The sequence below is a fragment of the Xanthomonas sp. NCPPB 2922 genome, from assembly GCF_041520885.1.
Lineage (GTDB): Bacteria > Pseudomonadota > Gammaproteobacteria > Xanthomonadales > Xanthomonadaceae > Xanthomonas > Xanthomonas campestris.
Genome location: NZ_JBGOFY010000002.1, coordinates 244,306 through 268,723, shown reverse-complemented (window position 1 = coordinate 268,723; position 24,418 = coordinate 244,306). Strand labels below are relative to the sequence as shown.

20 protein-coding genes and 2 other RNA genes are annotated in these 24,418 nt (G+C 64.0%); 12 read left to right on the top strand and 10 right to left on the bottom strand.

Annotated elements, in window-relative coordinates:
• Positions 1-23 precede the first annotated feature (23 nt).
• From ACD584_RS03755 to ACD584_RS03740, 4 genes are all read left to right on the top strand, one after another.
• Positions 24-1,145: a copper resistance protein B gene (locus ACD584_RS03755; protein WP_309545413.1), complete on the top strand. Its 1,122-nt coding sequence runs from the start codon at positions 24-26 to the stop codon at positions 1,143-1,145.
• Positions 1,146-1,645: 500 nt separating this feature from the next.
• Entirely contained in the window at positions 1,646-2,170 is a 525-nt protein-coding gene (gene gloA, locus ACD584_RS03750) for a lactoylglutathione lyase (protein ID WP_076036469.1), read from the top strand.
• A 342-nt stretch (positions 2,171-2,512) separates the two neighbouring features.
• Positions 2,513-3,271: a hypothetical protein gene (locus ACD584_RS03745; RefSeq protein ID WP_076036470.1), complete on the top strand. Its 759-nt coding sequence runs from the start codon at positions 2,513-2,515 to the stop codon at positions 3,269-3,271.
• A gap of 106 nt (positions 3,272-3,377) precedes the next feature.
• Entirely contained in the window at positions 3,378-5,249 is a 1,872-nt protein-coding gene (locus tag ACD584_RS03740) for an XVIPCD domain-containing protein (RefSeq protein WP_116923709.1), read from the top strand.
• Between the two features lie 72 nt (positions 5,250-5,321).
• Here the strand turns inward: ACD584_RS03740 and ACD584_RS03735 are convergent.
• The 4 genes from ACD584_RS03735 to glmS all read right to left on the bottom strand — a co-directional run bounded on the left by ACD584_RS03735 (position 5,322) and on the right by glmS (position 9,632).
• Positions 5,322-5,396, bottom strand: a non-coding RNA gene (locus ACD584_RS03735) — sX9 sRNA.
• Between the two features lie 212 nt (positions 5,397-5,608).
• A complete protein-coding gene (locus tag ACD584_RS03730; protein WP_076036471.1) occupies positions 5,609-6,763 on the bottom strand; it encodes a hypothetical protein in 1,155 nt (384 codons plus the stop codon).
• Between the two features lie 231 nt (positions 6,764-6,994).
• Positions 6,995-7,468, bottom strand: coding sequence for a hypothetical protein (locus ACD584_RS03725; protein WP_162275446.1), 474 nt, complete (start codon positions 7,466-7,468; stop codon positions 6,995-6,997).
• A gap of 334 nt (positions 7,469-7,802) precedes the next feature.
• A complete protein-coding gene (gene glmS, locus ACD584_RS03720) occupies positions 7,803-9,632 on the bottom strand; it encodes a glutamine--fructose-6-phosphate transaminase (isomerizing) (RefSeq protein WP_076036473.1) in 1,830 nt (609 codons plus the stop codon).
• A gap of 203 nt (positions 9,633-9,835) precedes the next feature.
• On the opposite strand from glmS, the gene ACD584_RS03715 reads away from it, so the two are divergent.
• From ACD584_RS03715 to ACD584_RS03685, 7 genes are all read left to right on the top strand, one after another.
• Entirely contained in the window at positions 9,836-11,107 is a 1,272-nt protein-coding gene (locus ACD584_RS03715) for an efflux RND transporter periplasmic adaptor subunit (RefSeq protein ID WP_076036474.1), read from the top strand.
• Between the two features lie 40 nt (positions 11,108-11,147).
• The gene (locus tag ACD584_RS03710) at positions 11,148-11,867 is read left to right on the top strand and encodes an ABC transporter ATP-binding protein (protein WP_076036475.1); all 720 of its coding nucleotides are present in this window, start codon (positions 11,148-11,150) and stop codon (positions 11,865-11,867) included.
• A 10-nt stretch (positions 11,868-11,877) separates the two neighbouring features.
• Entirely contained in the window at positions 11,878-13,170 is a 1,293-nt protein-coding gene (locus tag ACD584_RS03705) for an ABC transporter permease (RefSeq protein ID WP_076036476.1), read from the top strand.
• Between the two features lie 63 nt (positions 13,171-13,233).
• Positions 13,234-14,442: an ABC transporter permease gene (locus ACD584_RS03700; protein ID WP_076036477.1), complete on the top strand. Its 1,209-nt coding sequence runs from the start codon at positions 13,234-13,236 to the stop codon at positions 14,440-14,442.
• A 119-nt stretch (positions 14,443-14,561) separates the two neighbouring features.
• Positions 14,562-15,032 (top strand): PDZ domain-containing protein, encoded by a 471-nt coding sequence (locus ACD584_RS03695; protein ID WP_228437966.1) that lies wholly within the window; start codon positions 14,562-14,564, stop codon positions 15,030-15,032.
• A 171-nt stretch (positions 15,033-15,203) separates the two neighbouring features.
• Complete coding sequence (locus ACD584_RS03690; protein ID WP_014506516.1) at positions 15,204-16,547, top strand: sigma-54 dependent transcriptional regulator; 1,344 nt, start codon at positions 15,204-15,206, stop codon at positions 16,545-16,547.
• 4 nt (positions 16,548-16,551) lie between these two features.
• Positions 16,552-17,904, top strand: coding sequence for a PAS domain-containing sensor histidine kinase (locus tag ACD584_RS03685; protein WP_076036478.1), 1,353 nt, complete (start codon positions 16,552-16,554; stop codon positions 17,902-17,904).
• Positions 17,905-17,908: 4 nt separating this feature from the next.
• On the opposite strand, the gene ACD584_RS03680 is transcribed toward ACD584_RS03685, so the two are convergent.
• From ACD584_RS03680 to glmU, 3 genes are all read right to left on the bottom strand, one after another.
• Positions 17,909-17,983: non-coding RNA, sX9 sRNA (locus tag ACD584_RS03680), on the bottom strand.
• 175 nt (positions 17,984-18,158) lie between these two features.
• Positions 18,159-19,130 (bottom strand): right-handed parallel beta-helix repeat-containing protein, encoded by a 972-nt coding sequence (locus ACD584_RS03675; protein ID WP_175611581.1) that lies wholly within the window; start codon positions 19,128-19,130, stop codon positions 18,159-18,161.
• A 96-nt stretch (positions 19,131-19,226) separates the two neighbouring features.
• Complete coding sequence (glmU, locus tag ACD584_RS03670; RefSeq protein WP_068573765.1) at positions 19,227-20,591, bottom strand: bifunctional UDP-N-acetylglucosamine diphosphorylase/glucosamine-1-phosphate N-acetyltransferase GlmU; 1,365 nt, start codon at positions 20,589-20,591, stop codon at positions 19,227-19,229.
• Positions 20,592-20,739: 148 nt separating this feature from the next.
• On the opposite strand from glmU, the gene ACD584_RS03665 reads away from it, so the two are divergent.
• The gene (locus ACD584_RS03665; protein ID WP_012439314.1) at positions 20,740-21,123 is read left to right on the top strand and encodes a GtrA family protein; all 384 of its coding nucleotides are present in this window, start codon (positions 20,740-20,742) and stop codon (positions 21,121-21,123) included.
• 489 nt (positions 21,124-21,612) lie between these two features.
• On the opposite strand, the gene ACD584_RS03660 is transcribed toward ACD584_RS03665, so the two are convergent.
• The 3 genes from ACD584_RS03660 to atpD form a co-directional block, all read right to left on the bottom strand.
• Positions 21,613-22,182, bottom strand: a complete 570-nt coding sequence (locus ACD584_RS03660) for a chorismate mutase (protein ID WP_068573813.1) — start codon at positions 22,180-22,182, stop codon at positions 21,613-21,615.
• A gap of 183 nt (positions 22,183-22,365) precedes the next feature.
• Positions 22,366-22,788, bottom strand: a complete 423-nt coding sequence (locus ACD584_RS03655; protein WP_011035802.1) for a F0F1 ATP synthase subunit epsilon — start codon at positions 22,786-22,788, stop codon at positions 22,366-22,368.
• A gap of 166 nt (positions 22,789-22,954) precedes the next feature.
• Positions 22,955-24,361, bottom strand: coding sequence for a F0F1 ATP synthase subunit beta (atpD, locus tag ACD584_RS03650; protein WP_011035801.1), 1,407 nt, complete (start codon positions 24,359-24,361; stop codon positions 22,955-22,957).
• Positions 24,362-24,418: the final 57 nt, after the last annotated feature.

Genomic DNA, 24,418 nt, shown 5'->3' with positions numbered 1-24,418 from the left:
AGCAGGCCGCGAATGTGCACGACATGCAGCATTCCGATGACGCGGCGGCAGTGCATGCACACGCCGCAGCGCCTGCAACCGATGCCGCTTCGACAGTGGACTCGGCACATCAAACGCAACCGCACGTGCACGGTGCCGGCGGCACACAGCCACACGCCACGCCAGCTACGCAGACGCAGACAATGGACAACGCCGGCAGGCAGCACCACGCCATGCACGACATGCCGCACGCCGATCCAGCAGACTCGGCACACACAACGCAAGAGCACGCCCACAGTGCCGACGGCACGCCGCCACACGCCACGCCAGCGACGCAGACAATGGACCACGCCGGCATGCAGCATCACGACATGCACGACATGTTGCACGCTGATCCAGCATCCACCGCACAGCAAGCAGCACATCAACACACCGCGCCGGCCGCAACCACATCGCCACGCGAGCCGATCCCTACTCCCACCGCAGACGACATTGCCGCGGCCTTTGCACCGCTGCGCAGTCATGCGATGCATGGAGCAGGCATCAATCACTACGTGTTGCTCGACCGACTGGAAGCCTCCGACAACCACACCGGCAGCGGCCAGGACTGGGAAGCGCGCGCCTGGCTCGGCGGTGACATCGACCGGCTGTGGCTGCGCAGCGAAGGCGAGCGCCGGCGCGGCCAAACCCACGACGCCTCGTTGGAAGCCTTCTACGGCCATGCCATCTCGCCGTGGTGGGATGTCCTGCTCGGCGCGCGCCAGGATCTCGCGCCCGGCCAGCGGCAGAGCTGGGCCGCCATCGGTGTGCAGGGGCTGGCCCCGTACAAGTTCGAAACCGAAGCCACGCTCTATCTGGGCAGCGGCGGCCGCGCGGCGTTTCGGCTGGAAGCCGAGTACGACGTGCTGCTCACCAATCGCCTGATCCTGCAGCCGCGCGTGGAAGCGGACGTCGCACTCACCGACGATGACCGGCGTGGCATCGGCAGCGGGCTGGAAGAGGTCGAAGCGGGCCTGCGGCTGCGCTACGAGATCACCCGCAAATTCGCGCCGTATATCGGCTGGGTGCACAGCCGCCGTTTCGGCGATAGCGCACAACGTGCCGACGGTGATGACACTCCCGCCCGCGAATCGCGCTTCGTCGCCGGCGTGCGGGTGTGGTTCTAGCCGGCGCTGCGGAGGGGCCGGCATGTCTGGCCCCAAAAACATTGGCAGGGCAGTCATGGGCGGCCGCTTCCGTCTGTCGCCCTCATGGCCAGCCTCTGCTTGGCTTTGGCTTTGGCTTTGGCTTTGGCTTTGGCGTTGGCTTTGGCTTTGGCTTTGGCTTTGGCTCCGGCTCCGGCTCCGGCTCTGGTTCTAGCTCTGTCTCTCTGGCTCTGTCTCCAGCTCTCTGGCTCTGGCTTTGGCTTTTGGCCCTGCGCTTGCTGTGGTTTTGGCGGTGGCTGTGCCCGTAGGTATGGGTGTGGGTGTGTAGCTTCGAATTTGGATCCGGCTTTGGGCCGCACGTGACTGTGGCCTCGGTCTCTACCTGCCTGTGCCCTTAGCTTCTGCCGAAAATCCAGCGCGCAGCTGGCAATGAAAACAGACATCCCCGCCACTGCCTGCCCGGTACCATGACAGTCACTGCAGCACCGCTGCCCTCCCCCCATCCCTCTCAGGAGAGCCCCATGCCCTTGACCGACCTGCAACACGTTCCCGGCGCCACCGCCGCACCGGCAGACACCCAGGGATTCGTGTTCAACCACACCATGCTGCGCGTCAAGGACGCCCCGCGTTCGCTGGACTTCTACACCCGCGTACTCGGCTTCCGCCTGCTCGATGCCCGCGACTTCCCCGACGCAAAATTCAGCCTGTATTTCCTCGCGCTGCTGCCCGAAGGCACTGCAGTGCCCGACGATGACGCCGCACGCCGCCTGTGGATGGCCGGCATCCCCGGCGTGCTCGAGCTCACCCACAACCACGGCACCGAAACCCAGGACGGTGCGGTCTACCACAACGGCAACAGCGACCCACGCGGCTTCGGCCACATCTGCATCTCGGTGCCGGACATCCACGCCGCCTGCGCACGCTTCGACAGCCTCGGCGTGCCGTACCAGAAACGCCTGGAAGACGGCCGCATGAAGCACCTGGCCTTCATCAAGGACCCGGATGGCTACTGGGTGGAGATCATCTCGAACACGCCGCTGGCATAAGCGCGCAGGCGTTTTGCCGGCGGTTGTCCTGTCGCTGGCAGTGATCGGTTGCAGACATGCCACACCGCACGGTTGCAGACGTTGAAACAAGTGGCAGGAAAGGCCCTGTCCAGCCGCCGCGCCGGGCATGGTTCGGTGGCTGGACAGGCAGCCGGGCTGGAGTAGACTTTCCGCGCCCTCCGCAATGGATGCACCCCAATGCTCGTCAGGAAGATCCCGCTGATCCTCGCGCTAGCAACGATCGCCGCATGCAAGCCGGCGCCACCGGATGCCGCGGCTTCAAAGGCGACTCCCCCCGCAGCCAGTACCGCCACAAAACCTTCAGATAAGGATGCTTCTCCCATGCAGGACGCAACCCAGGGATCCGCCCAGCAACTACAGCCGCCCCGTCCGGACAGCGTGCTGTACTTCATCAGCAATGTGGATGGCGACGGCGCCCTTTCCTACGAGGTGACCAACGGCAGCTGGATTAATTACTGGTACGGCTTTCAGTTCGAACTTGGCGGCACACGTTATTACACCGGCTTCGCATGGGAAACGCCCGAGCTCTTCGGTGCAGAGCGCGAGAACCACTATCCCGCGCCGGGCACCAAGGTGACCTTGGCACACGCCACCTTCGTCACCAGCGAACCGGGTAGCAAGTCGCCATGGAAGCTTCTTGGCGCAGAGCCCTATATCGGCGAATTCGGTGGAATGGAACAAGGCAACACCGTCGACACGACACGTAAGCCACAGACATTTGTCACCGACGACGGCCGACTAGTCCTGACCGTGCCGACGTGGAGCCTGCAGTCGGGCGTACGGATCCTTTCCTATGAGGCACTCGTGTTCAACCCGAAGGAAACCGATGACGTCAACGACAAGCATTGGACGTATATCGGCAATATCCCGGCCGGGGAGGACAACAGTGCAAATTGCGGCGAGGATGCGCCTGGGAAGATTCCTTGCGTCAAGAACAGCAGCACGCTTGCGTTTGTCCAGCAACAAGGCCTGCCAGCACTACGGGTAACTGTTTCGGCTGACCCGCCGACGAGCGGGGGTGACGAGACGGTTGAATACCGCTACGATGCGGCCCAGAAATCGTATTTGCCGGCCCCTTAATACAGAACCAAAGGAATTGGTTCGGGCGGCGTACCGCTGCAGCCACGTGGCTGCAGCACTCAATCAAGGACCTTGAGCGATGCCGACGAACTACTCACGAGCCCAAGTGCTCGACATCATCGAACGCGAAGCAACCGAGCGGAATATTCCGCTTGACGACTTCATGCGCTTTGCCCACGTAGAGACTGGCGGCAACTTCGACGAGTTGGCCAGCCGCGGCGCCGGTGGTGCGAAAGGGTTATTTCAGTTCACTCCCCCGACCGCCGAGCAATACGGCATCACCGGACGCGAGCTGGATGCAGTGGTCAATACCGACGCCGCAGCGCGGCTGTACCTGGATAACCGGACGAGCCTGGTTGACCGGCACGAACGCGATGGCCGGCCGTATCTGTCGGGCAAACCGGCGCCTGACGGCCTGGACATGTACATGGCCCATCAGCAGGGCGCTGGCGGTTACCGCTCTCTTCAGACCGCAATCGCCACTGGATCTTTCGGGCTTGAGAGCACGCGCGCCAACATCCTCAACAATGTCGGCGAAAAAGAACTGAAGTCACTGACGGGTGTCGATTCGGCGACGTTCCGGCGCATGTCGGACAAGGACATGGCACAGACGTTCGTGCAGTACTGGGATACGAAGATGGACCGTATCCGTATCCCTGAAAAAGGTATTGAGCCCATTTCGGCCACGCAGCAGACACCGTCGCAATCTGCGCCATCGCCGTCCGCACCTGCCCAACCGGAAAAGGCTGCAGCGCATGGCATCGCGCTCCACGCCGCCTATGACCTCACCAATAAATACGACCACGTCAAGTACGGCCTGGGTGCAAAAGATCCGGACAAGGGCAAGGTCGATTGTTCTGGCTGGGTGGTCGAGATGCAGAACGCGACCATGGGTGAAATCAACGAGGGCGCCGGCAAGGTCATCTTCACCAAAGACGAAAAGTTCAGCCCTGGTTTCGATAGTGCATCAGAACTGCTGCGCAAGGCCGAACAACGCTCTGGGGTCCTGATCCAAGGCAAAGACGTCACTGCCCATAACCTCAAAGAGGGCATGATCATTGGCGAGGACAATGGCCCCCAGAGTTGGGACAAGGGGCGCTACAAGGGCATTGACCACATCACCATGGTGGTGCGCGACCCCAAGGATGGCGAACTCAAGATCAGCCAGTCGCGTGGTAGTGAAGGCGTCGAGCTCAGCTCGCTGGATGCCTATCTTGAACGCAAGCACGCCAAGGGCGTCAAGCTCTATGCCAGCGACCCGCTATTCGAGGCGCGCGAGTTGCTGCAGGACCGCAGTCAGAGCAAGCAGCAGTCTCACGACGGCAACACGCATAAACCGGCGCATGCGCAAACGGCTGCAGAAACATCCGGCTTGCTGCGCGAGAAGGCGCATGGCGCGGAGGTTCTGAAGTTGCAACAGACCTTGCAGCAGTTGGGCTACAAGGACGCAAAGGGCAATGAGCTCAACGCCGACGGCGCCTACGGCCAGCGAACGGGTGAGGCGGTCAAGGCGTTTCAGCGTGCACACGGACTGCAGGAAGATGGCGTCGTTGGCGGCGATACGCTCAAGGCACTGAAGCAGGCCGAGAAAACGCCATTGCTGTCGGAAAAAACCAACCCCGATAATCCGTTGTACAACCAGGCCGTGAGCAAGCTGGAACAGTTGGGTCCGACTGCATTCACCGACCGTCGCGCATTGGAAAATGCGGCTGGCTCATTGGCCTTCGAAGCCAAGGTCAGCGGCCTGCAGCGCATCGACGCGGTGATGCAGAGCAAGGACGGCAGTGGACTGTTCGCGGTACAGGGTCAGCCAAGCGACCCCGCGCACCAGCGGATCTACACGGATAAGGCAGCCGCTGCAGAGCGCCCATTAGAACAAAGCAGCAACGCGGTTCGCCAGGAAGCACAATCCCTGCAAACCCTGCAGGTACAGGACCAGCAAGAACAACAGCGTACTCAGTCACGCGCGGCTGTTTAATAGCTCTGTTCTTGATTGTGCAAAACAGAATGGGCGTGGGCCGAATAGGCTTACGCCCATTTTGCTAAGAGCGGCTAACAAAACGTAGCGAGCAGTCGTCAGGTGGGTGCGGACGGCGCGGAGGAACCGGAGTGTACCGGCGTACATGAGGATTCCGAGCACCGGCCGCGCCCGCCTGACGGCTGCGCAGTAGTTTTGATAGCTGCTCTAAGTGGCGCAACTACAAAGCCCTGCGCTCTAGTCGGTGGTGTGGAAGCGCCTAGATGAACCGCGCGACCGCTCGCCGAGCCAGCCACGCCCTGTAGCCTGCCTATGGCGCGTTCTGCGGTGGATACGCACGATTCCGATTACTACGTTGGCTAGTTCGACGCCGCAACCGTCGCGGTGTCCGGAAACCATTGCGGCAGGCGTTCGGCGAACTTGGCCGCGCACTCGTCGGCGTAGGCTTGCGCGGTCTGTTTGACCAAGGCGTAGTTGTCGGCCTCCCACTCCTCCAATGAGGCGGTGCGCGGGGTCGGTTGGCAGTTCAGGTTCACCGGGCTGGCCTTGCGCTTGAGCAAGCCGCTGCGTTCGCCACCGATGCTCACGGCATAACGCAGCTCATAAGGCGACTTTTCGTCGCCCAGGCTCTGATAGACCAGCAGCCAGTCGGACATCACGACCTGCAGCGGAAACGGTTCGACCGGAATGGCCGCCGGATGCCCGGTGAAATAACGCTTCAGATGCGTGTTGACGGCATCGCGCTGCAGAACATAGCCCGGGTTGCCGATGTCCTTGATCTTTTCGCCTTTGAGCTGGCTTTTATTGAATATGGACGCACCGGCTCCGCCATATTTCAGGGTCAACAGATTGGTGGCAATTTGCACGCCCACCAGTGCGCCAGTATGCCCACGCCGCACCACGCGCAACATCTCGTCGCCGTTGGGTTGGCCGTTGGAACCTACGCTCAGCTGCGCATGCAACGGCAGTTGCAGGGCCCAGTCTGCCGAGGGCGCCAACGCCATCTCGGTATCGGGCAGCGCGGCGCCAGCCGTCTGGCCTTCTGCCGCAGCGACAACCAACGTACCGGCAGTGGCTGCCGCGGCGTAGGCGGTTGCCTGCGAAAAATCGCCCGCCGCAAAGGCGGGCACCACTGCGGTGGCATCTGCATTGCGCGCAGGCGTACAGAACGTGCCGGCGGCGCGCATCTGCGCTTCATGGAAGGTGATGCCGTTGATCTGATGCACGTCGGCCGACTGCCCATACTGCTCGACCAGCTTGGCGATCACCGCATCGGTGACCGGTTGCTGCGCACACACCTTGGCGGCGGCCAGACGCGACCAGGCGAACTGCAACGCCGGATCCCAGCCCATGGCATCTTCGCCGGTGAATCCATGGTCGTAGTGATACGCGTAGATGGCCGGATCGATCTCCTGCAGCGTCATCCCGCCCTGACCGGCATAGCCTGGCGGAATGTCCTGCGCCACGGCGGTACCAGCGAGCGCACACAGCAGTGCGGCAATCAACACGTTCATGAGAGTCCTTTCCACGGGAATGAGGGCCGCACTGCGCGCCCCCACGCAGTGCGGCAAGACAGCACCGCACATCTGTGCGGCGGTCGATGGCACAGGATTGATCCGTTGAAGACAACGTGACGTCGCCCGGCGGATCAAGTCTGCAGGGATAGTGTGGGCCGGCGCGGGGCGTTTGGCAGTCAGGGCCGTCCCCACGCCGCTGTCGGGACGTCCCCTGGCGGGCGTGATGGATCAGGCGTGCAGAATGCCGTGTGCACCTTCCTGCCAGGCACGTGGCGACCGCAACGCGGCCAGTGTGCGTACCAGCTCGCGATAGCTGCCGGCCAGTTGCGCGAACAGACTGGCATCGCTGCAGCGCGTGTCGGCCACCTCCGCATAGGCGCCACGCCCCAGCTCGATGAAGTAGTCCACGTTCAAGCGCCGCCGCTGCGCCACGCCGGGAAACAGGCCGGCAATCAGCAGACAGCCGTCGCCGACATCGCGTAATGCGTCCGCCCGCACGCTGCCCGATTGTGACTGCGCATGCAGCCAGGCCAGCGCCTGAGTGCGCGACACCAGGTGCGCATCACGCTGGAAGCGCAGCAAGACAAACACCAGATAGTGCTCGCGCCATTCGTCCAGCGGCTGTGCGATGCGCTGCCCTGCCTCACGTACCAGCGCCTGCCACAGTTCGGCCGGCGCGCCCTGCTTGAAAGACTCGTGCATGTGTCCTCCTGCGTGGTGTGACCCTCGCAGAGACGAAAGCATATTCCGGGCCAAACTGTTGGCAGAGCGGCTGTGCGAGCGCTAATCAGTCATCTGCTGCCTCGCGTAGGAGCGGCCCTGGCCGCGAACGCTCGACCGAGAAAGCATCAGCATTATCGGTAACGCGTTCGCGGCCTAGGCCGCTCCTACGGGATGGCTGCGGCTTATGGCTTTGCTAGCGGCGGTGCGGCGCGCTCTTTGAAAAGCCATCAGCCATGCATCAATGTGGCGCCGCGTAGGAGAAAGCTGCGTGCTCACGACGCTGCTAGCAATTGTGCAGTGCGCGATTTCGGCGTTATTCCACCGTCACCGATTTGGCCAGATTCCGTGGCTTGTCCACATCGGTGCCGCGTGCCAGGGCGGTGTGATAGGCCAGCAACTGCACCGGGATGGTGTGGATCACCGGCGACAACACGCCGGCGTGGCGCGGTGTGCGGATCACATGCACGCCGTCGGACTCGCTGAAATGGCTGTCCTGATCGGCGAACACGAACAGTTCGCCCCCCCGCGCGCGCACTTCCTGCATGTTGGATTTGACCTTTTCCAGCAGACGGTCATTCGGTGCAATCACCACCACCGGCATGGTGGCATCCACCAACGCCAGCGGGCCGTGCTTCAACTCGCCGGCCGGGTAGGCTTCGGCGTGGATATAGGAGATTTCCTTGAGCTTGAGCGCGCCTTCCAGGGCGATCGGGTAATGCAGGCCGCGGCCGAGGAACAGCGCATTCTCTTTCGGGGAAAAACGCTCGGCCCAGGCCATGATCTGCGGCTCCAGGTTCAAGGCGTGCTGCACGCTACCGGGCAAGAAGCGCAGCTGCTCCAGGTAATCGGCTTCTTCGCTATCGCTGATACGGCCCTGCAGCTTGCCCAGCACCATGGTCAGCTGGAACAACACTGCCAGCTGGGTGGTGAATGCCTTGGTCGAAGCGACGCCGATCTCGGCACCGGCGCGCGTGTAGCAGACCAGCTCGCTGGCGCGCGGGATGGCGCTCTCCGGCACGTTGCAGATCGACAAGGTGTGCAGATGCCCGAGCGACTTGGCGTATTTGAGCGCTTCCATCGTGTCCAACGTTTCGCCGGACTGCGAGATGGTGACGATCAGATGCTTCGGGTTGGCGTAGGCGGCGCGGTAGCGGTATTCGCTGGCAATCTCCACGCTGCACGGCAAGCCGGCGATCGCTTCAATCCAGTAGCGCGCCGTGAGGCCAGCGTAGTAGCTGGTGCCGCAGGCCAGGATCTGCATGCCTTCGATGTCGCGCAGCACCGCATCGGCATTTGGCCCGAACAACGATGCGGGGAAGCCCTTGGCATCGATCGCCGCCTCAATGGTGTCGGCCAGCGCACGCGGCTGCTCGTGGATTTCCTTCTGCATGAAGTGGCGGAACGGGCCCAGCTCCAGCGAGGCCAAGGAGACATCGGATAAATGCAGCGGGCGCTCCACTGCCGTGTCGGTCGCATCGAACACGCGCACGCCATCGCGGCGCAATTCGGCGGTGTCGCCCTCTTCGAGAAAAATCACCTGGCGGGTGGCCTGCACAATCGCCGAGACATCGGAGGCAACGAAGTTTTCGCCCTCGCCCACGCCGATCAGCAACGGGCAACCCATGCGCGCGCAGACGAAACGCTCCGGTTCGGCCTGGCTCATCACCGCCAGCGCGTAGGCGCCAGTGAGTTCCTTCACCGTGCGCTGCAGCGCGCTGAGGAGATCGCCGGTGTCACCAAGGTGATGGTGGATGAGGTGGGCAATGACTTCGGTGTCGGTTTGCGACTCGAAGGTGTAGCCGAGCGCGCGCAGCTTTTCGCGCTGCTCCTCGTGGTTTTCGATGATGCCGTTGTGCACCAGCGCCACGCCGGCACTGATGTGCGGATGCGCATTGGCTTCGGTGACGCCGCCATGGGTGGCCCAGCGGGTATGGCCGATGCCCAGGGTCGCGCCAAACTGCTCGGCCTGCGCCGCCTGGGCCATTTCCGCCACCCGGCCAGTGCGGCGCACGCGGCGTACCTGCGTGCCGTCCAGCACCGCGATGCCGGAGGAATCATAGCCCCGGTACTCCAGACGCTTGAGCCCTTCGATGAGGACCGGAACCACGTCGCGCCCGGCGATGGCGCCCACAATGCCGCACATAGGACAACCTCTGGAGTGAAGCCGCGCATTTTAGCGTGTCCGCCGATGTCCGCTGCATGACCTCGACCGGACAGGCTGTCCGCGCCAGTGTCCGCGGACACTGCGGACACTGCGGCGCTTCCGAAAAAATAGATAAATATCAATAAGTTATAGGTTGGCACATGTTCTGCTTCAGGACACACACGCCACCGAGCAAGCCGATCATGATCCGCGACACCTCCGCACAGGACCAGGTACTCCGCACATCATCCCAGGCCGCGCCATGGCGCCGTTGGCTGTGGCCGGGCATTGCCGCGCTGGCGGTCCTCGCCGGCATCGGCTGGGCGGTGAACGCCTGGAGCGCCGGCAGCCGCTCGTTCGACGCTGCCCGCGTGCGCATCGCCACCGTGAGCCAGGGCGACCTGGTGCGCGACATTGCCGCCGACGGCCGCGTGATCGCCGCCAACAGCCCGGTGCTCTACGCCATCTCCGCCGGCACGGTGACGCTGAGCGTGGTGGCCGGCGATGTGGTCAAGCAGGGCCAGGAACTCGCGCGCATCGACAGCCCGGAGCTGCGCAGCAAGCTGGCGCAGGAACAGGCCACCCTGGCCGGCCTGGAGGCCGAGTCCAGCCGCGCCGCCCTGGATGCCACGCTCGCCCGGGCCAGCGCCAGCAAGCTCACCGACCAGGCCAAGATCGACAAGCAGGCCGCTGTGCGCGACCTGGAGCGTTACCAGCGCGGCTACGATGGCGGCGCAGTGCCGCAGGTGGAACTGGCCAAGGCACAGGACACCTTGAAGAAGACCGACATCGACCTGCAACACGCGCAGCGCGATGCCGCCTTGAAGGGCCAGGGCGCGGACCTGGATTCGCGCAACAAGCGGCTGCTGGCCGACCGCCAGCGCGCGGTGGTGGCCGAAGTACAACGCCAGGTCGATGCGCTCACGCTGCTGTCGCCGTTCGATGGCCAGGTTGGCCAGGTGCAGGCGGTGCAGCACACCCAGGTGGCCGCCAATGCGCCCATCCTCGGCGTGGTGGATCTGTCCAAGTTCGAAGTCGAGATCAAGGTGCCGGAAAGCTTTGCGCGTGAGTTGGCGATCGGCATGCCGGCCCAGCTCACCAGCGGCAGCGGCGAACCCTTCGCCGGCGCCATTTCGGCGGTCTCGCCGGAAGTGGTCAATGGTGAAGTCACCGCGCGCATCCGCTTCACCGACAAGCAACCGCCCGGCCTGCGTCAGAGCCAGCGCATGAGCGCGCGGGTGGTGATCGACACGCGGCGCAATGTGCTCAAGGTCGAGCGCGGTCCCTTCGTCGAACAATCCGGTGGCAGCTACGCCTATGTGATGGAAGGCAGCACTGCCGCGCGCCGCCCGGTGAAGCTGGGCGTCAGCAGCCTGGGCGAAGTGCAGGTGCTCTCCGGCCTGCAGGCAGGCGACCGCGTGGTGGTTTCCGGCGCCGACAACTTCGGCGACGCCCCGCGCGTCACCGTGCACTGACTCGCACTTTCCTCTTTCTCTTCGCACAAGGATTTCGGCAATGCTCAAGATGCAATCGGTCTCCAAGGTCTTCCGCACCGAACAGGTGGAAACACATGCGCTGCGCTCGCTCGACCTGTATGTGCGCGAAGGCGAATTCGTCGCCGTCACCGGGCCGTCGGGTTCGGGCAAGACCACCTTCCTCAACCTGGCCGGGCTGCTGGAAACCTTCACCAGCGGGCAGTACCTGCTCGACGGTGAGGATGTGAGCCATCTCTCCGACGATGCGCGCTCGCGCCTGCGCAACCAGAAGATCGGCTTCATCTTTCAGGGCTTCAACCTGATTCCCGACCTCAACCTGTTCGATAACGTCGATGTGCCACTGCGCTATCGCGGCATGGCCGCCGCCGAGCGCAAGCAGCGCATCGAAGAAGCGCTGACCAAGGTCGGCCTGGGCTCGCGCCTGAAGCATTACCCCACCGAACTGTCGGGTGGCCAGCAGCAGCGCGCCGCGATCGCACGCGCACTGGCCGGCAGCCCGCGCCTGCTGCTTGCCGACGAACCCACCGGCAACCTCGACTCGCAGATGGCACGCGGAGTGATGGAGTTACTGGAAGAAATCAACAGCCAGGGCACCACCATCGTGATGGTCACCCACGACCCGGAACTGGCCGCACGCGCTCAGCGCAACGTACACATCGTCGATGGCCAGGCCACGGATCTGGAACGCAATCCCAGCCTGATGCGTGCGCCTGCTGTCGCATCCACCCTGGTTGACTGAGGAGCACGGCATGTTCGGCTATTACTTCAATCTCGCGGTGCGCAGCTTCCGCCGCAACAAGGTGCTTACCGCACTGATGGTGCTCGCCATCGCGCTGGGCATCGGCGCCAGCATGACCACGTTGACGGTGTTCTACATTCTGTCTGGCGATCCGATCCCCGGAAAAAGTGGCGTGCTGTTCCATCCCCAACTGGATGCGCGCTCATTGGGCTATCAAGACGACGACGCACTGAATCAATTGACGCGGTTTGATGCCGAGGCATTGCTCCGGGAGAAGCGTGGTGATCAGCAGGCGCTGATGAGCGCCGGCACCGTTCCCTTGGAGCCGGAGAACAAATCGTTGCGCCCAATGATGCTGGACACACGGTACACATCCGTTGATTTCTTTTCGATGTTCAACGTGCCGTTTCTCTATGGCGGCGCTTGGACAACCAATGACGATGGCAGCCGTGCGCGGGTCGTGGTGCTGTCGGAGGCGCTCAACAAGAAGTTGTTCAATGGCGAGAACAGCGTCGGCCGCACGGTCAACGTCAACCGCAACATCATGCGGGTGGTAGGCGTTATTCGCGATTGGCGCTTGACGCCGGCGTTCTACAACTTGGGCGGCAGAGCCTACGACAAGCCCGAGCAGCTCTTGCTGCCCTTCAGCACCGCGATGGAGCTGAAGCTTTCAAGCAGTGGTCAGCGTTCGTGCTGGGGCGAGAGCATTTCACCGGAAGACATCAATGCCGCTTGCTCCTGGGTTGAATACTGGGTGCAGCTGGATAGCCCGCAAAAGGTCACGGCCTACCGCCAGTACCTTGAAAACTATTCGGATCAGCAACGTCGTGCTGGGCGCTACGAGCAGCCGACCAACGTCCAGTTGCGTAGTGTGATGGAGTGGCTGGACTTCCAGAAGGTGGTTCCCAGCGATGTCCGTCTACAGACATGGTTGGCCTTCGGATTTCTGTTGGTGTGCCTGGTCAATACGGTTGGCCTGCTGCTCGCCAAGTTCATGCGCCGCAGTGGAGAGATCGGTGTGCGACGGGCACTGGGCGCAACAAAGCGCAGCATCTTCGCGCAGTCGTTGGTCGAGGCCGGAACGATCGGTTTGGCCGGCGGCATCCTGGGGCTGGGCCTCGCCATGCTGGGCCTGTGGGGCGTGCGTCAACAACCCGCTGAATATGCGGATCTGGCAAAGCTTGACCCGGTGATGCTGCTGGCGACATTTGCGCTTGCGCTCTTGGCGAGCGTCGTGGCCGGGATGCTCCCCGCATGGCGCGCTTGCAGCATACCTCCTGCCATTCAACTCAAAGCGCAGTGAGCTGATCTTTCGAACAGCGCGGCTATCTCGCAGCGTTCGCCAGCCCCCATCAAGGACTCTTTCATGGAAATCCGCCCCATCCTGTCCACCCTGCAGCGTCACAAGACGGCTGCTGCGTTGATCGTGCTCGAAGTGGCCCTCAGCTGCGCCATCATCTCCAATGCGCTGTTCCTGATCGGCGATCGCCTGGAACGGACACAACGCCCCAGCGGGCTGGCAGAGAATGAACTGGTGACGCTCACCATCAGCGGCATCGGACGCGACGAAGATGCGCGTGCACTCACCGATACGGACTTGGCTGCGCTGCGTCGTATTCCCGGCGTCAAATATGCCTCCAGCGTCAGCCAGATTCCTTATGGTGACAGCATGTGGGTCAGCGGCCTCAAACTGACGGCTGACCAGAAAAACTCAACGATCGACGTCAACGACTACACCGGCGACAGTCAGACCCTGGACACGATGGGCTTGACATTGATACAGGGGCGCCGTTTCACGGAAGGCGAATTCACCTGGTCGGATGACAAGACGGCCATCATCCCAAGCGCCATCCTGACCAAAAGCGCGGCCGACAAGCTGTTCCCAGGCCAATCCGCATTGGGGAAATCGATCTATCGCGACGCGACGCCCATCAAGATCGTCGGCATCGTGGAGCATCTGGCGCGTGTCAACAACTATGGTGGCGCGGCCGTTTACGACGATTCGATGCTGACCCCGGTCAAGACGACCTACAAGGACGGCGGCCGCTACCTGCTACGCACCGATCCGGCGCGTCGTGACGAGGTCCTGCGTCAGGCAGTAGCCGCACTGGAGAAAAACAGCGCAAGCCGCATCATCGAAAATCCGAAAGCGTTCGAGGTGATGCGTCGAAATTTCTATCGCCAGGATCGCTCCATGGCCTGGCTGCTGGTCACCATGAGCATCGCGCTACTGATCGTCACCGCGCTCGGCATCGTCGGCCTGGCCAGCTTCTGGGTGCAGCAACGGACCAAGCAGATCGGCATCCGCCGTGCGCTGGGTGCCACGCGCGGGCAGATCCTGCGCTATTTCCAGGTCGAGAATTTCCTGCTCGCCTCGATCGGCATCGTGCTTGGCATGCTCATGGCGTACTCGATCAATCTGTGGCTGATGGCCCGCTACGAGCTGCCACGCCTGCCGTTGATCTATTTGCCGATCGGGGCAGCGACCCTGTGGGCACTTGGCCAGATCGCGGTGTTCTGGCCGGCACGCCGCGCGGCTGCGGTACCCCCGGCCGTCGCCACGCGCAGCGCCTGAGGCATTCCATGAGCCGTTGCCTCAAGCAGATCCGCAGGTGTGGCCGGAACCCCTCGCTGCAGGCGTTCCAGCCACAGATCCCTGCGACTGCATTTCTCAATTCGATGGATAGGATCCCTATGCGCCCTCTCGCCTGTTCCGTTCTCGCAGTCAGCGCGCTCGCAATAGGGACCGCGGCAGGTGCGCTGCATGCCGGCAGCGGCACGCCGATGCGCGCCGCCACGCAGACTGCTGGCGACCAACACGATCATCAGGTGTTGCGCGTCGATAACCACCAACTGCGCTGGCAACACAACGCACAGACGCTGGTCCTGACCAGCGCCGCCGCTGGCCTGCTGGTCGCCGATGCAAGCAACACGCTGCCGCTGCAACTGCGCAAGGGCGACCGTCTGCGTTCGGCCAATGGCCAGGGCATCGCTAGCGTGAAGGATCTACTGCGCGCCTTGCGCGCCGCAGCAGGCACACCGGTCACCGTGGAGGTGGTACGCGAGCAGGCGCCGCTGACGCTGCACTGGGCCCCGTCACTGTATGCCCCGTTGCTGCCGCCCGCGCCACCGCCGCCCCCCTCGCCACCACGACCCGCACGGTAGCCCGTCTTGGTCGCACGCGAGACATTCCACCGGCTCTCTGGCGGCGCACGCATCACTCAGGATGCTCTGCCCTGCGGCCCCAGCCGACATGCCGCCATGGCATGCGGCAAGGCCGGCTGGCGCCGTATGCTGCGATCATTGACGCGTACTACTTCCCTCCAAGAGACCGCGATGCCGCAGATCCTGATCATCGATGACAACAGCGCGGTCGCCATGGCGCTGGAGGTCCTGTTCTCGCTGCATGACATCGAATCGCGGCATGCGCATGCGCCGCAGGCAGGGCTGGACTTGCTGGAAGAGCAGCAATTCGACCTGGTCATCCAGGACATGAACTTCACCGCCGACACCACCTCCGGTGAGGAGGGCGAAGCGCTGTTTGCACAGATCCGCCAGCGCCACCCCGACCTGCCGGTAATCCTGCTCACCGCCTGGACGCACCTGGGCAGTGCGGTCGGCCTGGTCAAGGCCGGTGCGGCCGACTACATCGCCAAGCCCTGGGACGACACCAAGCTGCTGACTACGGTCAACAACCTGCTGGAACTGTCCGAAACCCGCCGCGAGCTGGAGCGCCGTCGCAACCGCGAACGCCGTGGCCGCGAACAGCTGGCCGAGCGCTACGATCTGCGCGGCGCGGTGTTTGCCGACCCCGCCAGCGAACGCGCAATCGCCCTGGCCTGCCAGGTCGCGCGATCGGATTTGCCGGTGCTGATCACCGGGCCCAACGGCAGCGGCAAGGAAAAGATCGCCGAGATCATCCAGGCCAATTCCGCGGTGAAGCGCGGGCCATTCGTCGCGCTGAACTGCGGCGCGCTGCCGGGCGAGTTGATCGAAGCCGAACTGTTCGGCGCCGAGGCCGGTGCCTACACCGGTGCCAACAAGGCACGCGAGGGCAAGTTCGAAGCTGCCGACGGCGGCACGCTGTTCCTGGACGAAATCGGCAACCTGCCGCTGGCCGGGCAGATGAAGTTGCTGCGCGTGCTGGAAACCGGCCGCTACGAGCGTCTGGGCTCCAATCGCGAGCGGCACGCCAAGGTGCGCGTCATCAGCGCAACCAACGCAGACCTGCCGGCGATGATCCGTGATGGCAGCTTTCGCGAAGACCTGTACTACCGCCTCAACACCGTCGAGATCGCCTTGCCCGCACTGGCCGAACGGCCAGGCGATATCGCCCCGCTGGCCGAGCATTTCCTGGCGGGCGAGACCCTGCTCTCGCCGCAAGCGCGCGATGCACTGCAACGCCACAGCTGGCCGGGCAACGTGCGCGAATTGCGTAATGTGCTGCAACGCGCGACGTTGCTGGCGCAGGGCGTGCGCATCGAGGCCACCGATCTCAACCTGCCGCGCAGTGCCGCTGCACGTCCAGCCCCGCTGCCCGGTGGCGAGCCGGATCGCGCACGCATCGAACAGGCCTTGGCGCGCGCGCAAGGCGTGATCGCGCAGGCTGCGGCCGATCTGGGCTTGAGCCGGCAGGCGCTGTACCGGCGCATGGACCGTTACGGCATCAGCCAGGACTAGGCCGATGCCGTCGCGCTCCTTCACCTTCTCGCTGTTTCTGCGCCTGCTCCCGGTGCTGGTGCTGGCTGCCGCCTTGCCCTGGGCCATTGCCTACTGGCTGGACCGTGGCTGGCAAGTGGCCGCCGTGTCGGCCGTGGTGGTGGTGCTGACGATGTGGTGGAGCCTGCAGCGCGCCACCGCGCCGATGCGCTCGCTGTTCCGCGCCCTGGCCGGCACCACCAGCAGCTACCGCGATGGCGAATACAACTTCGGTGTGTACTGGCGCGGCAATGACGAGCTGGCGCAGTTGGTACAGGCCCATGCCGAACTGGGCGAGGTCCTGCGTGCGCAGCGGCGCGATCTGGTGCAGCGCGAACTGATGCTGGACACCATGTTGCAGAACACGCCGGTGGCCATGTTGCTGGTGGTGCCTGGCGGCGATGGCCTGCGCCGCATCGGGTTTTCCAACAACGCGGCGCGCAAGTTGCTGCATGGCGGCCGCAAGCTCGAGGGGCAGCATCTGGACGACGTGCTGGAGCGCATGCCCAACGAACTACGCGACGCGCTGGCACGTGGTGGCGACTGTCTGTTCGCCGTGCGCGAAGACGGCGACGATGAAGACGACGAGCAGATCTATCACCTGTCGCGCCGCGCCTTCCATTTGAACGGCCGTGGCCACGAACTGCTGCTGATCCGCACCCTCACCACCGAACTGCGGCGCCAGGAAGTGCAGACCTGGAAGAAGGTGATCCGGGTGATCAGCCACGAATTGAACAACTCGCTCGCGCCGATCGCCTCGCTGGCGCACTCCGGCGCCGAGCTGCTGCGCCGTGAGCGCACCGATCGGCTGGGCACCGTGTTCGAGACCATCGAAGAACGCGCGCGCCACCTGGAGGGCTTCATTCGCGGCTATGCGCGCTTTGCCAAACTGCCGCAGCCACAGTTGCAGACCATCGAATGGGCGCCATTTCTGGAGCGCCTGCGGCAGCAGATTCCGTTCCAGCTGGAGGGCACGCCTGTCGATGTCTCCAGCCGCATCGATGCCGCACAGATCGAACAGGCGCTGCTCAACCTGCTGAAGAACGCACACGAGGCCTGCAGTGAGGCGCAGCCGCCCAACAGCGAGGTGGCGGTGCGCGTCACCCGCTTGCCGCAGTGGCTGCGCATCGAAGTGCTGGACCGCGGCAACGGCATGAACGAGGCCGTATTGCACAACGCACTGATGCCGTTCTATTCGACCAAGCGCAACGGCACCGGCCTGGGCCTGGCGCTGACGCGCGAGATTGCCGAAGCGCATGGTGGCCGTATTTCACTGCACAACCGCGAGCACGGCGGCCTGTGCGTGACTCTGTTGTTGCCGCTGGATCCGGGCAGCTAAGAGCGGCTAACAAAACGTAGCGAGCAGTCGTCAGGTGGATGCGGACGGCGCGGAGGAACCGGAGTGTACCGGCGTACATGAGGATTCCGAGCACCGGCCGCGCCCGCCTGACGGCTGCGCAGTCGTTTTGATAGCTGCTCTAAGCGCCAAGGCCACTGCATGCCGTGTTGAGGTGTTACGCGAGCAGCCGGCAGTTGCACGTGGTGCAGTCGCGCGCAGCTGGATCATCCCCTGCAATCAACGTCGCAGCGCGTTCAATCATCGCGCAGCGTTGCCCGCGCTTCGATGCGCGGCCGCTGCAAGGGGCCGCAGGCATCATCGGCGCCAGTGGTGCGCGTTGGGGCAACCGGCCCCTGATATCCCTGCCCGACGGTATTGCCAATGAACTGCCCGCCCTGCGACGGGCATTCGCCATCGGTTTTGAACCAGTCGGAGAACGCCGCGTACTTGCCGGCCCTGATGAAGCGGTTGCCCTGCACTAGCGTGGCATCCGAGCGGTCGCGGGTGCGAATCGCATCTCCGCTGATGTCGGTAAAGCTGTTGTCCTCGATGCGATTGCCCGAAGAGCTGCGCGCCAGATACAACGCATGGACATAGCTCGCCGTCTGGGCAGCGTTCTCCACGGCACTGAAGTGATTGTGCTCGATCCGGTTGTTGCGCGAGTTCTGCAGCCGGATCGCCGCAAACGCGTAGGCCGCTTCAGGACTGCTGCCGTACATGCCGCCAATCCGTTCGAAGCGCATATCGCGGATCACATTGTCGCTGTTGCCATCGGCGCTGCGCTTGCTGCTGCCCAGATCCAGCGCCATCCAGTCATTGCGGATCGTCAGGCCGGCGAACGTCACACGGGTCGGCGCGTCCTTGCCGCCTCGCAAGGTGAACCAGGTCGCCGCACCGCGCCCGTCGAACACCGGTGACGTCGCGCTGTCGGGTGCGGCGATGAAGCGTAGCGGCGCGCCGGTGATGACGTGCCATTGCACCGACTGCCGCTCATAGGTTCCCGCAGCGATGATCACATCTACCGCCGTAGCCGGCCGCTGCGCGATCAATCGCTGTTGTACGGCAGCGAGACTGCGCAGCGCGGTGGCGGCGCTGGTGCCGGCCGCCATGTCATCGCCGTTAGGGGCGAGATACAGCCGGTAGACCGGTGCGGCTGCTGCATGTGGCGCGACACCCGCAAGTGCCAGCCACACCATCAACCACGCAATGGAGGGTCGCATGCGCAAGCAGCAGCTCCTCAGTTTGTCGGCGTGCTGCATCGCGTCCGCAACGCATGTGTCGTGCCGGAAACGCACAGCCCACTTTCGCTGGAACACAGGCACTTATTTCTTCTTGGGCCGCTCCCAGCCTTCAATCACGGTCTGACGTGGCCGCGCCACACTGAGCTGGTGGGGTGGCGCATCGCGGGTGATCACCGAGCCGGCGCCAATCGTGGCCCCTGTGCCGATCTCGATCGGCGCCACCAACGCACTATTGGAACCGACAAAAGCGCCGTCGCCGATCGTGGTCTGCGACTTGTTCACCCCGTCGTAGTTGCAGGTGATGGTGCCGGCGCCGATGTTGACCTTGCTGCCGATCACCGCATCCCCCAGGTAGGTCAGATGATTGGCCTTGCTGCCGGCGCCCATTACCACCTTCTTGGTTTCGACGAAGTTGCCGATATGCACGCCATCGGCGAGCACGGTGCCCGGGCGCAACCGCGCAAACGGCCCGATCTGCACCGCGCCTTCGGTCACCACACCCTCCAGGTCGCAGTGCGCACGCACCTGGGTGCCGGCGGCCAGCTGCACATCGCGCAGACGCACGAACGGGCCGATCACCACGCCATCGCCCAGGGTCACCTCGCCTTCGAGGATCACGTCGATATCAAGCTGCACATCGTGTCCCACCTGCACGCGGCCGCGCTGCTCCACGCGCGCCGGGTCGGCCATGCGCACGCCCTGCAGGCACAGCGCACGGGCGGCGCGTAGCTGCCAGGCCCGCTCCAGCTGGGCAAGCTGCCACGGGTCGTTTGCGCCTTCCACGTCCTGCGGGTCGGCTACCTGCACCATGTCGGCAGGCGTGTAGTCGGCCGCGGCGCTGGCGAACACGTCGGTGAGATAGAACTCGCCCTGTGCGTTGTCGTTGGACAGCCCACCCAGCCAACGCCGCAAGGCGGTGGATTCGGCGGTGAGAATGCCGGTATTGATGGTGCGGATGCGGCGCTGCTCGTCATCGGCGTCCTTCTGCTCGACGATTGCCGCAACCTTGCCTTCCGGGTTGCGCACGATGCGCCCGTAGCCGGTGGGGTTGGCCAGGTCCGCCACCAGCACCGCGATGCGGCCCGGCGCGTGCAGCAGCTCACGCAGGCTCTCGCTGCGGATCAGCGGCACATCGCCGTACAGCACCAGCACGGTCGCTGCGTCCGGCACTGCATGCAGCGCCTGCTGCACCGCATGCCCGGTGCCCAGCTGCTGGCGCTGTTCGGCCCACTGCAGATCGGGCTGGTCGGCGAATGCGGCCTGCACCTGCGCGCCGCCATGTCCATGCACCACGTGGATGGCCGCCGGCTGCAGTTCCCGTGCGGTGGCGATCACATGCGTCAGCATCGGCTGGCCGGCCAGCGGCTGCAGCACCTTGGGCAGCGCCGAGCGCATGCGCTTGCCCTCGCCAGCGGCCAGGATCACGACGTGCAGAGGCAGGGTCATTGCAGGGTTCCATCGCAAAAGATGGCTTGAATTCTAGTCGCTGGCTGCCGCGCGCGTCGTGACCATCGCGGCTGCAACAGTTACTGATGACAGATTTTTAAGCGCCGCTGCCGTTAGGATGAGCGCCCCTCTCGACCTCCCCCAGCACATGAGCCTGTTCCGCCAAGGCGGCCAGTTCGCGATGATCGGCGCCCTGCAATTGGCCGTGGACTGCGGCATTTTCATTGCGTGCACGGCCGCCGGCATGCCGGCAGTGCCCGCCAATCTGCTCGGGCGCATCAGTGGCGCCACGCTGGGGTTCTGGCTCAACGGACGCTTCACCTTCGCCCAGCAGGGCGATGCACGGCTGGGCTGGCAGCGCTTCGCGCGCTTTGCGGTGATGTGGCTGGCGTTGACGGTGATCAGCACCTGGCTGCTCTCGGCCACCGTGGATCTGGTCGGCCTGCGCCAAGCGTGGCTGGCCAAGCCGCTGGTGGAAGGCGGGCTTGCGATCGTGTCGTTCTTCGTTGGCCGGCATGTGGTTTATCGCTGATTGCTGCGGGCGCAGACTGCGCGATCATGGTGCTATTCCGAGACGCCAGGCAGAAGCGCCGGCACGGCTGGCATGCGAACAGATCGACCGGCGTGATTGGCAGCGTACGTCGCTTGATTGGAGCGTCCCCCTCCTAAGGGGACGTCGCCTTAGTGACGTCTCGCTTGAGGGAACGGCGCCTTCGTGACGTCTCGCTTGAGGGAACGGCGCCTTCGTGACGTCTCGCTTGCACGCGGTTTGATGATCCGGCCGATTAAGAGCAGCCAACAACACGACTCTGCAGCTGCCATGCGGGTACGGCCGGTGCTCGAAATCTTCATGTACCCGCACATGCCGGTTGATCCGCGCCGTCCACAATCACCTGACAATTAGTCGTAACGTTTAACCGCTCTCGTGCACGTCAAGCGACGCGCAGCAACGGCTCGTTCACCGCATCAGTCATGGGCGTGAGATCGCACACACAATCGCACACCACACGCCTCAGCCAGATCAACGGCAGAAATCGCCCAGACCGCGAACCAGCGCGGCGCGGTGCACCGCATCCAGTTGCCATTGCGCGGAATACTGCGCCGCCGCCCGCGCCGTGCTGGCCGGGCAGTTGGGCGCTGCGCGTGCAGCTGCGGCTTCGGCCAGGGCATCGAGCAGTTCGCCTTGCAACGCATCCAGCCGCACACGCAAGGTCGGCAGGTCTGGCCGCGCGGTGTCCGGCGCACGGCCGCGCTCATGCCATCGGTTCAGCAGCGCGTACTGCACCGATTTGTTGGCCTCGATCTGCGCGCCGAAGAACCGCGCTGCATCGTCGGGGTCCAGCCCATGCGCCGGCGCCTGATCGCGCACGTTCTGCAGCACTGCCGCTTCGCGTGCCTGATCCAGCACTGGCTTACCGCTGTCCCATTTACTCAACGCCACCGCGTCGCCAATCGCGTTGCGCTCGACGATCTTGTCCAGCAACGGCGCGAGGGGTGGCTGGCTGCGCGCCGGCAACGCACAGCCCAGCAACACCACGGCAAGCGCGCCGGTCAGCGCGCAACCACGTAGGCCATCGGTCAGGCGGGTCATGGGGGTTGCCTCGTTGAAGGTGAAGGGCATCGCGCTATCGCAGCATCGCCGGTAGCAGTGCGACCCGGGCCGGCAGTGTGCCGCCTGGTTGTGTCCAACGATGCCGACCACCGCAGGCACATCGCCAAAAACGAAAACGCCGGCACAAGGCCGGCGTTTTCGCGTGGTGCGCTGTCTCGCAACTCAATGCTTGAGCGTGCGACGCAGCCGCTCCAGTGCCTGCAACTGCACCGTGGCTTCGGCCAGCTGGCGCTGCGCCTGTTCCACGTCCACCGTATCGCCACGGTTGGCGAGCAGACGCTCGGCTTCTTCCTTGGCCTTGCGCACAGCCGCTTCGTCGATGTCCTGCGCGCGGATGGCGGTATCGACCAGCACGGTCACCACCTGCGGCTGCACCTCGAGGATGCCGCCGGAGATTGCAAAGTCCAGCTGCTCGCCGCTGGCGGTGGTCACCACCACCTTGCCTGGCTTGAGACGGGTGATCAGCGGGGCGTGCTTGGGCGCGATGCCCAGTTCGCCCAGTTCCCCGGTCGCCACGACCAGGGTCGCCTCACCGCGGAAGATCTCCTGCTCGGCGCTGACGATGTCGCAACGGATAGTGCTCATGGTGCCTCACTGTGTGAGGCGGGAATCGGGAATCGGGAGTGGGGAATCGGAAGAGCGGCATGCTGCGCGCGTTTCCATTCCTCTCAATTCCGATTCACCGATGCACCGCCTTTACGATTCCCGATTCCCGATTCCCGATTCCAGCCGCGCAGCGGCTGGGATCGCATCAGGCCTTGGCGCTCATCTTGTTGGCCTTTTCGACCGCTTCTTCGATGCTGCCGACCATGTAGAACGCCTGCTCCGGCAGGTGGTCGTATTCGCCGTCGCAGATCGCCTTGAAGCCGCGGATCGTGTCCTTCAGCGAGACGTACTTGCCCGGCGAGCCGGTGAACACTTCGGCCACGTGGAACGGCTGGCTGAAAAAGCGCTCGATCTTGCGCGCGCGCGACACCGACTGCTTGTCTTCTTCGCTCAGCTCGTCCATGCCCAGGATCGCGATGATGTCCTTCAGTTCCTTGTACTTCTGCAAGGTCTGCTGGACGCGCTGGGCGGTGTCGTAATGCTCGTGGCCGATCACCAGCGGGTCCATCTGGCGGCTGGTGGAGTCCAGAGGATCCACGGCCGGGTAGATACCCAGCGAGGCGATGTTACGGCTCAGCGTGACGGTCGAGTCCAAGTGGGCGAAGGTGGTCGCCGGCGACGGGTCGGTCAGGTCGTCCGCGGGCACGTACACGGCCTGGATCGAGGTGATCGAACCACTCTTGGTCGAGGTGATGCGCTCCTGCAACACGCCCATTTCCTCGGCCAGGGTCGGCTGGTAACCCACCGCCGACGGCATGCGGCCGAGCAGCGCGGACACTTCGGTACCGGCCAGCGTGTAGCGGTAAATGTTGTCCACGAACAACAGCACGTCCTTGCCCTTGCCGTTCTCGTCCTTCTCGTCGCGGAAGTACTCGGCCATGGTCAGGCCGGTCAATGCAACGCGCAGACGGTTGCCCGGCGGCTCGTTCATCTGGCCGTACACCATCGCGACCTTGTCCAGGACGTTGGAGTCCTTCATCTCATGGTAGAAGTCGTTGCCCTCACGGGTACGCTCACCCACGCCGGCGAACACGGACAGACCCGAGTGCGCCTTGGCGATGTTGTTGATGAGTTCCATCATGTTGACCGTCTTGCCGACGCCGGCGCCGCCGAACAGGCCGACCTTGCCGCCCTTGGCGAACGGGCACATCAGGTCGATCACCTTGATGCCGGTTTCCAGCAGTTCGGTGCTGGACGACTGGTCTTCGTACGACGGCGCAGCGCGGTGGATTTCCCAATGGTCCGAGGCCTGCACGTCGCCGGCTTCGTCGATCGGGCGACCCAGCACGTCCATGATGCGGCCCAGCGTCCCGGCGCCAACCGGCACCGAAATCGCACGCTCGGTGTTGGTGGCCAGCAGGTTGCGCTTCAATCCGTCGGTGGAGCCGAGCGCAATCGTGCGCACGACGCCGTCGCCGAGCTGCTGCTGCACTTCCAGGGTGATGGCGGTGCCTTCGACCTTCAGCGCGTGATAGACCTTCGGCACTTCATTGCGCTGGAATTCGACGTCGACGACCGCGCCGATGATCTGAACGATCTTGCCCTGACTCATTTGGATAACTCCACTAATGTCTGTTCGATTCTGGTGTCGGGATTGGGGAAACGGGAT

Bases quoted from the DNA above. Each gene is read 5' to 3' on its own strand.
- ACD584_RS03730 (WP_076036471.1), bottom strand. From the start codon at position 6,763: ATGAACGTGTTGATTGCCGCACTGCTGTGTGCGCTCGCTGGTACCGCC.
- ACD584_RS03745 (WP_076036470.1), top strand. From the start codon at position 2,513: ATGCAGGACGCAACCCAGGGATCCGCCCAGCAACTACAGCCGCCCCGT.
- glmU (WP_068573765.1), bottom strand. From the start codon at position 20,591: ATGACCCTGCCTCTGCACGTCGTGATCCTGGCCGCTGGCGAGGGCAAG.
- ACD584_RS03660 (WP_068573813.1), bottom strand. From the start codon at position 22,182: ATGACCCGCCTGACCGATGGCCTACGTGGTTGCGCGCTGACCGGCGCG.
- ACD584_RS03715 (WP_076036474.1), top strand. From the start codon at position 9,836: ATGATCCGCGACACCTCCGCACAGGACCAGGTACTCCGCACATCATCC.
- atpD (WP_011035801.1), bottom strand. From the start codon at position 24,361: ATGAGTCAGGGCAAGATCGTTCAGATCATCGGCGCGGTCGTCGACGTC.
- gloA (WP_076036469.1), top strand. From the start codon at position 1,646: ATGCCCTTGACCGACCTGCAACACGTTCCCGGCGCCACCGCCGCACCG.
- ACD584_RS03665 (WP_012439314.1), top strand. From the start codon at position 20,740: ATGAGCCTGTTCCGCCAAGGCGGCCAGTTCGCGATGATCGGCGCCCTG.
- ACD584_RS03690 (WP_014506516.1), top strand. From the start codon at position 15,204: ATGCCGCAGATCCTGATCATCGATGACAACAGCGCGGTCGCCATGGCG.
- ACD584_RS03725 (WP_162275446.1), bottom strand. From the start codon at position 7,468: ATGCACGAGTCTTTCAAGCAGGGCGCGCCGGCCGAACTGTGGCAGGCG.
- ACD584_RS03710 (WP_076036475.1), top strand. From the start codon at position 11,148: ATGCTCAAGATGCAATCGGTCTCCAAGGTCTTCCGCACCGAACAGGTG.
- glmS (WP_076036473.1), bottom strand. From the start codon at position 9,632: ATGTGCGGCATTGTGGGCGCCATCGCCGGGCGCGACGTGGTTCCGGTC.
- ACD584_RS03705 (WP_076036476.1), top strand. From the start codon at position 11,878: ATGTTCGGCTATTACTTCAATCTCGCGGTGCGCAGCTTCCGCCGCAAC.
- ACD584_RS03685 (WP_076036478.1), top strand. From the start codon at position 16,552: ATGCCGTCGCGCTCCTTCACCTTCTCGCTGTTTCTGCGCCTGCTCCCG.
- ACD584_RS03700 (WP_076036477.1), top strand. From the start codon at position 13,234: ATGGAAATCCGCCCCATCCTGTCCACCCTGCAGCGTCACAAGACGGCT.
- ACD584_RS03695 (WP_228437966.1), top strand. From the start codon at position 14,562: ATGCGCCCTCTCGCCTGTTCCGTTCTCGCAGTCAGCGCGCTCGCAATA.
- ACD584_RS03655 (WP_011035802.1), bottom strand. From the start codon at position 22,788: ATGAGCACTATCCGTTGCGACATCGTCAGCGCCGAGCAGGAGATCTTC.
- ACD584_RS03755 (WP_309545413.1), top strand. From the start codon at position 24: ATGCAGCATTCCGATGACGCGGCGGCAGTGCATGCACACGCCGCAGCG.